The organism is Streptomyces sp. NPDC087422, from assembly GCF_044744145.1.
GTDB lineage: Bacteria > Actinomycetota > Actinomycetes > Streptomycetales > Streptomycetaceae > Actinacidiphila.
On sequence record NZ_JBIUXT010000011.1, the window covers coordinates 237995 to 251742 of the forward strand.

The window sequence follows — 13748 nt, forward strand, 5'->3', positions numbered from 1 at the left end:
CGGGGCGCGTGCCAGGCGCCGCCAGCCAGACGAGACTTTCCGGACACGCCCTAGGAGCTGATGGGCTCGAAGTCCCAGTAGGGGCGGGTGCGGGAGCGGGCGGTCACCGTGTGCGGGTGCTGCGGGCCGAGGGTGGCCGAGAGCGCGGCCAGCGCCTCCTCCTCGATCTTGTCGGCCTCCTGCCGCTTGCGCATGTTGCGCAGGTCGGTGGCGAGCGCGATCCGGCAGGACAGCGTCAGCGGGTGGTCCTTGCCGAGCCGGGCGGTGGCCCGCTCGGCGGTGGCGCGGGAGAGTTCGGCCGCGCTCTCCGGGTCGCCCGCGAAGTTGCGGGCGCCGCTGGCGTTGAGCGCGCAGCCCAGCGTCCACGGGTGGTCGTCGCCGACCGCGCGGGACATGCCGGTCAGCGCGTCCTCGATCTCGATCTGCGACTGCTGCCGCTCTCCGGCCGCCCGCAGCAGCAGGCCGTGGTTGGCGAGCGCGCCGGCGACGAACGCGTGCCGGGCGTTGAACTGCCAGCGGTAGTGCCGCAGTACGAACTCCGACAGCTCCCTGGCCCGGTCGAGGTCGCCGTGCTCCCGCTCGAAACTGGAGTACGTGACCGCGACCCGCAGCGACAGCGGGTCGGTGCTGCCCAGCACCCGCTCGCAGCGCTCCAGCAGCCGGCCCATCAGATGGGCGGCACGCGGCCGGTCGCCCGCCCGGTAGTAGCACTGCGCCAGATTGTGCTCGGCGCGCAGCGTCTGGGGGTTGTCGGCGCCCAGCACGGTGCGGTGGGTCTCGGCGTTGCGCTCCTGCACCGAGGTGGCCTGGTCGTAGCGGCCGAGCAGCCGCAGGTCGTACGCGTAGGAGTTCTCCGAGGAGAGCGTGACGATGTTGCGGGCGCGCAGCAGTTCGCGGCGCGCCTCCAGGATCTCGCCGTCGAGGTCGAGGGCTTCCTGGTAGCGGCCGAGCAGCCGGTAGGTGACGGCCAGGTTGTTCTTGGCGAGCAGGGTGCGGGGGTCCTGCTCCCCGACGAGTCGGGCGTAGCCGCGCTCGACGAACCGGGCCGTCTCCAGGCCCTCGTCGTAGCGGCCGAGGTTGCGCAGGTCCGCGGCGAGACCGTTGGCGGCGCGCAGGGTCAGCAGGTCCTGTTCGCCGCGGTCGGCGCGCAGGGTCTCGAAGGCGTCGCGGTCCAGGGCCTCGGTGGCGACGTAGTCGCCCATGGCGCGCATCATGTTGGCCCGGTTGTTCACCAGGTCCCACAGCCGCGGGTGACCGGGCTCCAGCAGCTCGGGCCAGTGCTTGGCCGTGGCCTCGGCGAGCCGCAGTCCGGCCCGGTACTCGCCCGACAGGTGCAGGTAGCGCAGGCAGTTGACGATCGTGAGCTGGATGTCGGGGTTGGTGCTGCGCAGCGCGCCGGACGCCTCCAGGTGCGGGACGATCTCGGCGTAGCGCGGCCACAGCCGGGTGTCGGTGGGGCGGCCGGGGTCGGCGGCGGCCAGGATCTTGCGGACCACCTGGGAGTACAGGTTCTGCTCGGCGGCGGGCATGTCGGCCCGCACCGCCTGGTAGACCAGCCGGTGCATCTGGACGACCTCGGCGCTGCCCGCGGCCTCGTCGTCCTCGGCCTCCGGCGGGTCGGACTGCACGACGGCCCACTGGGCGAGCTTGCTGATCGCCGAGTTCCACAGCAGCGGGTCTTCCATCAGCCCGGTGAGCTGTTCCGGCAGGTCGCGCACGGGCAGGTCGCGCAGCAGCCGGACCGGGATCGGCCCCGGCGCGAAGAAGACGCACAGCCGCAGCAGGTCGACGGCCTCCGGCTTGTCCTCGCGGAGCCGGTTGAGCAGTATCGAGAAGGCGGTGTAGTACGTCATCTGGAAGTCGGCGGCGACCTTGAGGCCGGGTTCGACGTCCGCGCCGTGCCGCAGCAGCTCGATGTAGTCGTCCACCGGCATGGACGAGTCGTTGAGCGCGCCCGCGTTCTGGTCCAGGGCCAGCGCGAGGTCGCCGAGGGCGTCGGCCAGCTTGTCGGCGTCGGCGTCGTCCAGCCGCGGCGCGCGCCGCCGTACGAAGGCGACGCTCTCCGCCCTGCTGTAGACGGGCACTTCGATCAGGGCGCTGTTGTGCTCGGCCCACTCGCGGTTCTGGGAGGTGATCAGTACGTGGCCGGGCCCGGTGGGCACCAGGTCGTGGATGTCCTCGGGCTGGTCGGCGCCGTCGAGGACCACCAGCCAGCGGAAGTAGGGCTCGCCGCGGCGCAGCGCGTCGCGTACCGCGCGCAGCCGTTCGCCGTACTCACGGCCGGTGACCAGGCCGAGCGCGGGCGCCAGGCCCGCCAGCTTCTCGCGCAGGGTGCCGCGCTCGCTGGCGCGCACCCACCACACGACGTCGTACTCCGGGCCGAAGCGGTAGACGTACTCGGTCGCGATGTGGGTCTTGCCGACCCCGGACAGGCCGTGCAGGGTGGCGACGCCCGCGCCGGGCTCGGCCTGGGTGAAGTGGTTGTGCAGGTCGCCGAGGAGCTCCTCGCGGCCGGTGAAGCGGGTGTTGCGGCGCGGGACACCGCCCCAGACGTCGGGCTGTTCCAGCGGGAAGCGCGGGCCGCCGGAGCCGCTGAGGGTGTCGCTCGAGGAGGCGCGGGAGGGGGTGATGCCGAGCCTGCCGAGCAGTCGCCGCTCGGCCTCCGCCGCGCCCAGGCCCCACAGGTCGGCGGCGCCGAGGGAGGCGACGGCGCTGGGCAGCGCGGCCGGGGTGACGGAGACCGCGGCGAAGCGCTCGCTGTGGTCGGGGACGACCGCGCGCAGCGCCACGTTCCACTCCTCGTGGGTGCGCGGGCCGAGCCGGAAGTACCACTCGCTGAGCACGATCAGCACGCGGCCCTCGGACAGCAGCAGGTCACGTAACATCCGCTCGATGGAGTCCGTGGGGTCGGCGTCCCAGCGTTGCAGCGCCACCTGCTGGCCGTGCCGTTCGAGTCTGCTCGCGATCCACGCCGCCCAGGCCCTGTTGTAGCCCGCGTAACTGATCGTGACGATTCCCGGCCCCCGTGCTGCTGAGGCGGCGTTACGCCCTCCGGCCATGCGTGCGACTCCCTCGTGATACGCGCGTAGTGCTCTGGCGGGTCAGTGGATCGACAGTGAGCCAGGTGCGCCCGACGGCACAGGTGACTTTCGCCAGAAACTACACTGCTTTACTCCCCCGTTGACGTACGGTCATGCCGTTTCGCGCGCCCAAAGACGCCCGTTCAGACCCGCTTTCGCCGCCAGATGACCCGGGCCGTCTCGACGTACGCCGTGGCGCGCGCCAGGTGGCCTTCCGGCGGCGTGTGCCGTCCCAGCCGAGTGTGGTGCGCCGCCATGGAGTTGACCAGGGTGCGGCCCTGCGGGGTCAGCCGGTTGGAGCCGAGCAGCTGCGGCAGGACGGCCTCGACCTGGAGGCGGCAGCGGCAGTGCGCGGCCCACGCGGCGTCGCGCTGCGCGGGGTCCACGGCGGCCAGTGCGACGCCGAGGTGGAAGTCGGCGAGCGCGAGGTGGGCGTACGCGCCCTGGAAGACGCCGTCGAAGGGGCGCGGGTCCTGCCGCCAGGGGGCCCAGTAGCGGGCGGTGTCGTCCGCGGTGTGCAGCGCGGTGACGCCGGCCAGGGCGAGCAGCTTGGTGTGCTGCAACTCGTGGACGAGCGCGGCGGCCATCTTCAGGCCGCCCATCGGCGTACTGCTGAGCAGCGCGCCGAAGGCGTCGCCCAGGGTGGCGCTGTACTGGGCGGACGCGGCGCCGTCCAGCGGCACGAAGCAGTCGAGCAGCGCGGCCACTTCGCGGGCCCGGGTGCCGTCGCCGAGCCGCAGCCAGGGCTGGGCCTCGCGCCAGGCGGTACGCCATCTGGCCCGGTCCTCGTCGGCGAGCCGGTCGGCGGCGGACAGCCCGTACGGATTGGCGCGGCGGCCCTCCGCGCGGTACGGGTCGGCGTCGTCGATCAGCACCGGGTGGCCGTCGGGGCGGTCCTCCTGCGGCCACAGCGCCTGGATCGGGCGCCAGCCGGGGGCGGCCGAGCGCCACACGCCGTCGGTTCCCCTGCGCACCTCGACCGCGTGGCGGGTGCGCTCCTCGGGGCGCAGCCAGAGCCGGTTGCCGTCGCCGTCCACCCGCATCCGGGGCGCGGCGGCGCCGGGCTTGCGCGGGGGGCCCGCGGCCGGCAGCCGGTAGCCGCCGAGCGTCGGCAGCGTCAACAGGCCGTCGCGTACCGGTACGTCGGCGCTGAAGCGCAGGCCCGCGCGGGCGGCGGCGGACGCGGCGAGCGCGCCCAGGTGCGGCAGCGCCTCCGCGGCCCGCGGCGCCTGGCCCGCCACGGTGAGCGCCCGCAGGCTGCGTTCGGCCCACGCGCCGGTCAGCGGGTAGTGCACGACGCGGCGGGCGGCGGCCGGGTCCGCGCGCTCGGCCCGCTCCAGCAGCCGCCAGTCGCCCAGCACGCGCTCGGCGGTCCCCTCGGGCAGCGACCCGGCGGGCGCGGTCCGCACAGCGTCGAGCAGCGCGCGCAGCACCAGCAGCCGCCGCCCGCGCTGGTGGCTGACCAGCAGCTCCAGCGAGTCCGGCCCGCTGCCGGTGCTGCCGAGCACCGGCAGCACCGCGTCGAGCACGGGCGCAGCGGCGGCGGTCACGGCGTCTCCCGCCGTACGCGGGACGCGGCGGGCGCCGGGGCCGCCGCCGCCTCGGCGAGGCGGCGCGCGATGTGCCGGATGAGCAGCGCCATGTCGGCGCAGTAGACCGACGGGTTGCGGAAGCCGGAGCCCTCCCGGTAGCGGTGGACGTAGTGGCCGCCGCCGCAGACGGTGACCAGCGGGCAGGCGCGGCAGGTGGCGGCGAGGGCGGCGAGCCCGGCCTGGCGGGCGGCGACGCCGGGGTGGGCGAGCGCGTCGTCGAAGCTGTTGCGGAAGACGTCGAGCCCGGTGGCGGCGGCCCCCTCGTACGCGGACTTGAGCGAGTCGACCTGCTCGATGCTGCCGTCGGTCTCGATCACGACGGCGGTGAAGGGCTGGAGCCCGAGCCGTTCGACGGGCGACCGGAGGCCGAGCAGCAGCGCCACGCACTCCTCGAACAGCCGAATCCTGGTCTCCCGGCGCTCCGCGCCCCACCAGCGGTCGAAGACGGCGGAGAGCCAACTCCCGTACGGCGCGGGGTCGTCGGCGGACGCGGGCAGTCCCGGCGGCGGCGCGGTCCAGTTGCCGTGCGGCAGCAGCAGGTCCATCCGCGGCGGCCGGAAGGCCAGCAGCGACTCGTACACCTCGACCGGGTCGTGGGCGAGGTCGACGACGCACAGCAGTCCGCCGTACGCCTCGGGCGCGGTCTCGGCGAGCAGCCGCACCCCGGCGGAGGCGGCGGCCCAGGACGGGCGGCCCGCGTGGTCGACCCGCGCGGCGTTGTGGGCGGGCAGGCCGCCGTCGAGGCTGACGCCGACGCGTATACGCGCGTCACGCAGGACGCGCAGCCGGTCGGCGGTGAGCAGGGTGCCGTTGGTCTGCACACTGGCGTGCACGGCGCAGTCGGCGGGGACGGTGCGGCGGATCAGGTCGACGTCGGCGGCGAGCGCGTCGGCGCCGTTGAGCAGCGGTTCGCCGCCGTGCAGCACCACGGCGACATGGCGCAGACGGTGGGTCGCGGCGTGTTCCGCGATGCGTTCTGCGGTGCGCCGGGTCACCGCGTCGGGGGCGGCGCGGGGGCGGTCCCGCCAGCCGTGGTCGGGGCCCGCGTAGAGGTAGCAGTAGGTGCAGGCCAGATTGCAGCGGCTGTGCGTCTTGAGGATGAACTGCCGCAGGGGGAAGGCCCCTTCGGCCGCCGTACTGCCGGTCCGCGGCCTGTCGTCGGCCGGATGACGCACCACATCACCTCCCCCGTGTACCTCAGGCCGCCCCGTCGGCCCCAGCGGTTGTTCCCGCTGGGCGGCCGGAAGTAAACACCTCGGCAAGGAATTGGCCGTATTCGCCCTGGAGCACGGCCAAAAGCGGCGTTCCGTCAGGAGTTCACGCGATACGGGGGTACGTGGGCGGTGGTCGCGCGCGCCGGTGCCCGGTGCGCCGGGCGGCGTCAGCCGGTGGCCTCCGGCGCGCTGGGGTCGCTCTCGAAGCCCCACAGCGCCTCGCCGCCGGGACCGGCCGCGCGCGCCCGCAGATCGCTCACCAGGGCGGACAGCACCGGGTGTTCGACGGTGCGCAGCGATTCCAGGTCGAGGCCGAGCAGGTCGATGTCGGCGTCCGCCGGAATCCGGTAGGCGGGGGCGTGCTCGGGCGACGCCGCCTCGGGAAGGTCCCGGCCGGAAGGTGCCCGCTCGGGGACCGCCCGGTCGGGGGCTGGCCGTTCGGGGACCGCGCGCTCGGGGACTGGCCGCTCGGGGACCGCCCTCTCGTCAACAGCCCTTTCGTGAACGGCGCGTTCGGGTAACGCCTCGTCGTGGTGAGCGGGTTCGTCCGGGGGCCGCTCGGCCCCGCCGTACGCTCGGTCGTCCATCGTCGGCCTCAGCTCTCGTCCCGTGGTGGCTCGTGGGGGGATGCAGTTGTCGCGGCCCGGATTCGCGCGGGGTCCTGGCCGGTCGGTCCGAGGCGGCCGGACCGGGGCCGGTCGCCCCGGGCTCAGTTCGTCCGTGTCAGCGCCGCCAGCCGTTCGGCGGTCCGCTGCCGTGCCTCCTCGTCCGCGGCGCCGTCCCCTCCGTCGTCCGGCAGCCGCCGCCATTCGGCCTGCGCGGCCCGGTAGGCGTCGGCGGCGGCCCGCGGGCGCCGGGCGAATTCGTAGACCACGCCACGCCAATGATGCGCCAGCGCCGACAGCCGCACCATGGGGCCGGGTTCCGCCGACCGGTCGGCCGCCGTGCCCGCGGCCTCCGCGGCGCGGCGGTAGGCGTCGGCCGCCTGGTCGAGGCGCTCACCGCGCTGGGTGTGCGCGTAGCCCAGCCGGTGCGACTCTCCCAACTCGTACCAGATCCGCGCCACTTGCGCCGGGTCCACGGCGGGCTGCACGGCCAGGCCCAGGACGTGCTCGGCCTCGCGCAGGTCCACCAGGTCCTGTTCCGCCCGGTAGCGCAGCACCAGGGCCCGGCCGAGCATCAGCAGCCTGCCGGACAGCCGCGGATCGCTCTCCGGGGTCTCCATCCGGCAGTCCCGCAGGACCTGCACGGCCCGGTTGACGAAGAGTTCGCCGCCGGGGAGCGCGGAGCGGCCGAGCAGCGCGTCGCCCCATTCGGCGACGATCTCGCTGTACTCGGGGCGGTCGCGCGGGGTCAGACGGCACGCCTCGGCGAACCGCCCCGCCGCCGCTTCCAGTTCACCGGCCGGGCCGCCCTCGGTGTGCCGGGCGACCCTGATCCGGCCCGCACGCAGCAGGATCGAGGCCCGCGCCAGCCGGTCGCGGGTCTCGCCGAGCGCCCGGTCGACCAGCCGCTGTGCCTCCGGCAGCCGTCCGCCGACCAGCAGATGGGCGTCGACCAGCGGCAGCAGCGCGGCGGTCCGCGCTTCGAGGGCCGCCTCCTCGCGCTCCAGCGCGTCCAGTCCCGCGGCGAAGTACTCGGCGGCCTGGAGCGCGTAGACCTGCTCGCGCTCCCGCTCCCCCGCCGTGCCCGCCAGCCGCAGCAGGGCGCGGCCGTGGGCGAGCGACAGCGCGCTGGGGCGGCCGTCGGACAGCGGCCAGGAGTCCGCGAACGCCTCCAGCATCCCCACGGTCTCCTGGAGCAGCCCGGCGTCGCCGCTGAGCTGCCACTGGTCCTCCAGCACCCTGACCCGCTCCAGGGTGGCGCCGAGCACGTCCTGCGGGTCGAGTCCCGGGGCGGCGCAGACCGCGCTGAACTCCCGGTCCGCGCGCCGCAGAAGCTCCAACGCGCCCCGCGTGTCCCCGTTCGCCGCCCGCTCGTCCGCGGCGGCCTGGAACACGCGGGCGCGCACCGCGCGGGCCGGTACCGAGCCCGGGTGCGCCGCGGCCGTCGCCGCCGCGTCCTGGGCCTCGCGCAGCAGCGCGGCCCCGCCGCGCAGCCGCCACAGCGTGATGAGATTCTGCGCCAGCTCGCTCCACAGGTCGGGGTCCGAGCCGCGCACCCGCTCCTCGTCCGCCGCGCGGCGCAGCAACTGCACCGCGTCCAGCAGATTCTGGACCATGCCCTCCTCGGTGAAGCGCGCCACCAACTGCCGGGCCCGCTGCACCGCGGACGACGGCTGTCCCGTACCGGCTCCCACGGCCAGCCGGTCGTGGCCGGTGTTCCCCGGCAGCGGCATGAAGCGCTCCAGCACCCGGGCGGCGACCTCCGCGAAGGGCTGCGGGGACTCGGCGACGACGGTCGACGCCTGCTCGGCGAGCGCGGTGGCGCGGGCCGCGGTGGCGACGGCGGCGTCCGCGAGCCGGTCCCCCGGCCCCTCGGTGAGCTGCGTGATGGCCAGCGCGGGGAAGTTGGGGCCGCTCTTGCCGAAACGCTGCTCGACGTACTCCGAGCAGTGCTTGAGCACCAGCAGCGCCTCGTCCCTGCCGAGCGGGCCGAGCAGCACGTCCCGTACGCCGTCGGCGAATTCGTACCAGCGGTGGTCGCGCGCGTCGTCGCCCGATATCCGCTTGAGCAGGCCGCTGAGCAGCACCTCGGACAATTCGGCGGGCCCCGAGTCGGGCAGCATCGTGCGCTGGACGAGCTGCATGACGGGCAGGAAGAGCGGGGCGGCGGCGAGGTAGACGGCGAGCTGGGCGGCGGCGGGCGAGGCGGCCGAGCGGAACCGGCCGACCAGGGCGACCGGCGGCACCGGGGACTGCCGTACGGGCGCCGGGGTCGCGGGCTGGTCGGAGCGCACCCAGCCGACGGCGGCGGGCACGCGGGCCGCGCCCGTGCCCGCCAGCAGCCGCGCCCACGCGCCCAACGCCTCGGCGGTGGGCGGCAGTACGGGCACCGGCAGCGCGTCGCCCGCGGGTGCGGCCGGCACGTAGTGGGAGGAGCCGCCGGTGCCCGAGGAGAAGCGCGGCGGCGAGGCGGGCAGCAGCCCTTCGCCGCGGTGCAGCACGCCGTACGAGACGGGCAGCCGGGTCCTGGCCCACAACCGGGCCGGGAGCGGCTGGAGTACGGCGACCGGGCCGTGTCTGGCCAGCCGGTGCAGCAGCCGGTGCGCCTGCCCCGACCGCCACAGCGGCCCCGCGCAGTCGCTGACCAGCAGGGTCACCCGGCGGCCCGTGGGGTCGCTCAACTGCTCGGCGGAGCGCATCCCGACCGCCTCGGGGTCGAAACGTCCGCTGACCGCGGGGTCGCCGTCCGGGGTGGCGTGCAGATAGCGGACCTGCACCTCGTGGAAGGCGCCGAGCCGTTCGAAGACCTGGCTCAGCTCGCGGAGCATCCGCTCCCACACGTACATCGAGGACGAGGCGTCCATGAGCAGTTGCATCGAGGCGTCACCGCGCAGCACCGGCCGGAAGACCGGCAGCAGCAGTCCGGCGGCGCGCGCGCTGTTCTCCGCGGTGGCCGACTCGTCGAGCACTTCGCGCAACGGCCGCGCGGGGCTGCGGTAGCGCTGCAACGGCCGCAGCGCCGACTGGAGTTCGAGCAGCCGGGGCAGCGTCGCCGCCTCGGGCACGGCGACCGACAGCGCGGCGGCGGCCGGTCCCGTACGCGCCCGGCCGGGGGCGCTGACGCCCGGATAGAGCTGGACGAGGCGGTCGTCGTCCGGGTCGGTGAGGCTGCGCGGCAGTACGGTGCCGCCGGGCGGGGTGGGGTCGGTGACGCCGGACAGTCCCGGGTGGTGCGCGCCGCTGCCCGTACCGGCGCCGCCGGGGTCGCGGGCCTCCCCCGCCGTACTCGCGGGGGAGGTCGGGCGGGACCAGCGGGCCAGCCACAGCGCGTCGGCCAACTCGGTGGGTCCCGGGTCGAGTCCGGCCTCGGTCAGGGCGCCGACGACGGACGCGAGCGGGTCGGGCCGCTCGGTGGCGGTGTCGGTGTCGGTGTCTGCGGAGGGTGGTGTCCTCGGGTCGGGCGTCCTCGGGTCGGGGGCCTGCGGGTCGGGTCTCCGGGTGGCCATGGCCGGTTCACCTGGGCCGGTCGAGCCGTTGGATGAGCATGTCCGCCAACCGGCTGCGGGTGGGGGGCGCGGCGTGATGGGTGAGGAAGATCGCGTTCAACAGCTGGTCGGTGGCGAGGAGTTCGCTGCGCGACCGTTCCAGGAAGCGGGTCACCAGGTCGTCGCCGACGGTCGCCGCCTCGTCGCCGAGATGGGCGCGGACCACGGTGGACAGCCGCTTGTGGTCGGGGCGGCCCAGCTCCAGGTGGATGCAGCGGCGCAGCAGCGGCGGCGGGAAGTCGCGCTCGCCGTTGCTGGTGAGGATGACGAACGGGAAGGCCCGGCAGCGGATGCGGCCCTCACGGAGCGAGACCTTGGCGCCGTCGTCGGTCAACACCTCGACCTGCGGCTCGCGTTCGGCCAGCCGCTCCAGCTCGGGGATGCCGAACTCGCCCTCCTCCATCACGTTCAGCAGGTCGTTGGGCAGGTCGATGTCGCTCTTGTCCAGCTCGTCGATGAGCAGCACCCGCGGCTTGGCGGTCGGCAGCAGGGCGGTGCCCAGCGGGCCGAGCCGGATGTAGCTGCCGATGCCGCCGGGCGGGGCGGTGCCGGAATTCGCCGCGATCTGGGTGTCCTGGAGGCGGGCGATCGCGTCGTAGCGGTACAGCCCGTCCTGGAGCGCGCTGCGGCTGACGATCGGCCAGTGCAGCACGCGGCCGAGGCCCAGTTCGTACGCCACCGCGTGCGCGAGGGTGCTCTTGCCGGTGCCGGGGCTGCCGGTGACCAGCAGCGGACGGCGCAGGTACAGCGCCGCGTTGACCATTTCCAGCTCCTCCGGGCTGGGCCGGTGCATCTCGGCCATGTGCCGGTACGCGCCGAGCCTGCGGGCGGAGGAACTGTCGGGCCCGGGGCCCTGCTGGACCAGTGGGCCGCCGTCGAAGTCCCGCCAGGGCGGCGGTTCTGGCAGTCCGTCGATGCCGGTGTGCGGTTCTCCCGTGCCCCGGTAGATGAGCCACTCGCCGGCGGGGCTGGCGTCGGTCATCTCACTCACCTCGATACCTCGTCCTCATGGAGTCTCCAACAGCTCGTCGGTCCCCGGTAGGGGGCGAGTCGGATCGTCGTAGAGCAGGGTGATTCCCACCGACCAGAACGCCTCGGGCACGCCCGCGTCCACCGCCGCGCGCAGGACGGCGAGGGCGCGGGGCAGCCGTGCGGCCGTGCGCGCGGCGCGCACCGTACGGTTCACGCCGCGGTGGAAGTCGCCGCAGGCCGTCTCGGGGGCGACCGGTTCCCTGCGCCACACCGCGACCGGGTAGCCGGAGGTCACCAGGCGGTGCAGCTCCTCGGGGGCGGTCGCGGCGCTGCGGCAGAGCGCCGGCAGCGTGTCGCGCGCGCGGTCGCGCAGCTCGTCGTCGGCCGGGAGCGGGCCCGGCGTACCGTCGTCGCAGTCGAACAGGTCGGCGCGCGGCCGCTGTTGGTGCAGGGTGTGCCAACGGCCGTGCCTGGCCTCGGTCACCGCCGGGTCGTCGTCGGGCGGCGCGTCGGTGCGGCGCACCACGACCGGGCGTACGGCGCCGAGCGCGCGCCCGCCGGGGCCGAGCGGCCAGGTCTCGACGGGGAAGCCCACCAGGGCGCCGGGGACGGCCAGTTGCAGCGGCGCCGGGTAGCCGGGCTGGTCGCAGCGGCGGAACACCTCGTCCAGCGGCTCGCGCAGCCGGACCGGCAGGTCGTCGAGCGCGGTGCCGCGGAAGTCCTCCTCGACGCACTCCACTTCGCCGTTCTCCGGCACGACGCAGACCCGCCAGTCGAGGCGGCCCGGCTCCCAGCCGCGCGGGATGATCTCCAGCAGGGCCTCGGGGCGGATACGGCGGTCCGGCCGGCCGCCGGGGCCCGCGTCGGCCGCGGTCGCGGTGGCCGCGTCCGCGGTCGTACCGCTGTCCGGTCCCTGATCGTCGAGGTCCGTGCCCGGGCCGCCGAAGCCGGTGCCGAGGTCGGCGCCGAGGCCGACGTCCGGGTCCGCGCCGAGTCCGGCGCCGAGGTCGCCGGTCAGGCCGCTGACCAGGGTGCCGCGGGCGCGCAGCCGGGCCTTGCGCTCGGTGACCAGGGTGTTGCGGAACAGTCGGGTCAGACCGATCGCGTCGGCGGCGGTGTCCTGCGCCCAGTGCCACAGGACGCGTTCGGCCGCCTCGTCCGCGGCGCGGGTCCTGTCGGCGGTCGCGGCCTGCACCGCGAACCGCAGCACCGCCTCCAACTCGCTGGTGCCGCGCCGCAGGTCGTACAGCAGGCCCAGGCCGTCCCGCCAGGCGCGCGGCGCGGTCGGCAGGCCCTGCGCGGGGCTGCCGCGGACCGCTCCGACGATGTCCTGGAGGCTCTTCGCGCTGGCGGGCGGCGGGAGTTGGGCGAGCATCCCGAGCAGTGCGGTGCGCTGGCCCGGGGTCAGGGCGCGGCCCGCGGCGGCGCCGATCTCGCCGTGCGCGTCGGTCCAGGTGACCTCCTGGCCGCCGACGAAGGCGTAACGGTCGGCGTGGTAGAGGTCGTGCGCCGTCATCACGCGGTGGTACAGGTCGGCGGCGGTGCCGGTGGCGGGCAGCCTGCGCAACTCCTGCACGCCGATGGCGAGTCCGCCGTCCTGGCCGGTACGGCGCGCCTTCAGCACCCCGATCACCTCGCCGCGCACGAGGTCCACGACCGGGCCGCCCGAGACGCCGTTGGGCATCTCGTCCTCATTGCCGAGCTTGAGCAGTCCGCCGCTGCCGAGCTGGCCGCTGATGGAGCAGCGGCCGTTGTACGCGACGACCTCGCCGTCCATCGGGATGTGGCCGAAGTACGCGACCTGGTTGGTGGTGTATCCCTTGGCGGTGCGCTCGGTGAGCCAGACGCAGGGGTGGTCGACGCTGTCCAGCAGCCGGATCAGCGCGAGGTCGGGGGACGGCCAGCGGCCGGTGCCGGTGTGGCCCGCCGGTTCCGCCCACTCCACGACGCCGCTGAGCATGCGGTCGCCGTATCCGACGGAGACCTTGCGGCCGGCCGGGCCGCCGCCGTCGCCGCCGTCACCGCCCTCGCCGCTCTGGGCGAGCGCGACGTGCGCGCAGGTGAGCACCCAGTTCGGTGCCACGAAGAAGCCGCTGCCCCGCAGCGGGTAGCCGGGTTCCCGGCCGTGAACGCGTACGGTCGCCTCGCTGACCAGCGGGGTCAGGATCTCGGCGGGGTCGGCGGGCTCGTCGAGCCCGCCGGGACCGCCGAACGCCGTCATCGCGCGCCCCGCCCTAATCGCGGTGCCGCGGCGGCAGCCGTCTGCGCCCCCATCCCACCCCCAGTGACTGATCGTCTCCGAAGGCTAGCCCGCGGCCAGGACCGGCGCGAGGACCTTCGGACATACTCCCTATCCTTGCGGTGTACGTCCCGTCTCGTCCCTCCCGTTCTTCCCCGTCCACCACCGTCCCACCCCGTTCCGGAGCAGATCTTGTACTTCACCGACCGCGGCATCGAGGAGCTCGCCACCCGGCGCGGCGAGGAGGAAGTCTCTTTCGACTGGCTGGCCGAGCGCTTGCGCGAATTCGTGGACCTCAACCCTGAGTTCGAGATTCCGACCGAGCGGTTGGCGACGTGGCTGGCGCGGCTCGACGACGAGGACTAGCCTCCGGCTCGGTCCTTGGTCTTTGTCTTTGTCTTTGTCTTTGCCCGCCCGCCCACCCGTGCGGGTGCTTTGTCGTCTGCGGGTGCCGCTTGTGCCTGGTCGGTGCCGGTCCGGGGCACCTCCTCGAAATGCGGC

General features: G+C 74.9%; 8 protein-coding genes. 1 reads left to right on the forward strand and 7 read right to left on the reverse strand.

What is annotated here, in order from left to right; genetic code table 11:
- Positions 1 to 50 precede the first annotated feature (50 nt).
- From fxsT to ACIO6U_RS29750, 7 genes are all read right to left on the reverse strand, one after another.
- Complete coding sequence (gene fxsT / locus ACIO6U_RS29720) at positions 51 to 3059, reverse strand: FxSxx-COOH system tetratricopeptide repeat protein (RefSeq protein ID WP_401723764.1); 3009 nt, start codon at positions 3057 to 3059, stop codon at positions 51 to 53.
- Between the two features lie 164 nt (positions 3060 to 3223).
- Entirely contained in the window at positions 3224 to 4630 is a 1407-nt protein-coding gene (locus tag ACIO6U_RS29725; RefSeq protein ID WP_401723767.1) for an aKG-HExxH-type peptide beta-hydroxylase, read from the reverse strand.
- The gene (locus ACIO6U_RS29730; RefSeq protein ID WP_401723790.1) at positions 4627 to 5847 is read right to left on the reverse strand and encodes an FxsB family cyclophane-forming radical SAM/SPASM peptide maturase; all 1221 of its coding nucleotides are present in this window, start codon (positions 5845 to 5847) and stop codon (positions 4627 to 4629) included. Before ACIO6U_RS29730 ends, ACIO6U_RS29725 begins: the two co-directional genes overlap by 4 nt.
- A 206-nt stretch (positions 5848 to 6053) precedes the next feature.
- A complete protein-coding gene (fxsA, locus tag ACIO6U_RS29735) occupies positions 6054 to 6473 on the reverse strand; it encodes an FxSxx-COOH cyclophane-containing RiPP peptide (protein WP_401723770.1) in 420 nt (139 codons plus the stop codon).
- Between the two features lie 122 nt (positions 6474 to 6595).
- On the reverse strand, positions 6596 to 9997 hold the full coding sequence (locus tag ACIO6U_RS29740; protein WP_401723773.1) for an SAV_2336 N-terminal domain-related protein: 3402 nt from the start codon (positions 9995 to 9997) through the stop codon (positions 6596 to 6598).
- A 7-nt stretch (positions 9998 to 10004) separates the two neighbouring features.
- Positions 10005 to 11018, reverse strand: coding sequence for a MoxR family ATPase (locus ACIO6U_RS29745; RefSeq protein WP_188283451.1), 1014 nt, complete (start codon positions 11016 to 11018; stop codon positions 10005 to 10007).
- A 24-nt stretch (positions 11019 to 11042) separates the two neighbouring features.
- Positions 11043 to 13229: a trypsin-like peptidase domain-containing protein gene (locus tag ACIO6U_RS29750; RefSeq protein WP_401723776.1), complete on the reverse strand. Its 2187-nt coding sequence runs from the start codon at positions 13227 to 13229 to the stop codon at positions 11043 to 11045.
- 210 nt (positions 13230 to 13439) lie between these two features.
- On the opposite strand from ACIO6U_RS29750, the gene ACIO6U_RS29755 reads away from it, so the two are divergent.
- Entirely contained in the window at positions 13440 to 13613 is a 174-nt protein-coding gene (locus ACIO6U_RS29755; RefSeq protein WP_355347247.1) for a DUF6104 family protein, read from the forward strand.
- Positions 13614 to 13748: the final 135 nt, after the last annotated feature.

Excerpts from the sequence above, each read along its gene's own strand:
- ACIO6U_RS29745 (WP_188283451.1), bottom strand. The coding sequence starts at position 11,018 with ATGACCGACGCCAGCCCCGCCGGCGAGTGGCTCATCTACCGGGGCACG.
- ACIO6U_RS29750 (WP_401723776.1), bottom strand. The coding sequence starts at position 13,229 with ATGACGGCGTTCGGCGGTCCCGGCGGGCTCGACGAGCCCGCCGACCCC.
- fxsA (WP_401723770.1), bottom strand. The coding sequence starts at position 6,473 with ATGGACGACCGAGCGTACGGCGGGGCCGAGCGGCCCCCGGACGAACCC.
- fxsT (WP_401723764.1), bottom strand. The coding sequence starts at position 3,059 with ATGGCCGGAGGGCGTAACGCCGCCTCAGCAGCACGGGGGCCGGGAATC.
- ACIO6U_RS29740 (WP_401723773.1), bottom strand. The coding sequence starts at position 9,997 with ATGGCCACCCGGAGACCCGACCCGCAGGCCCCCGACCCGAGGACGCCC.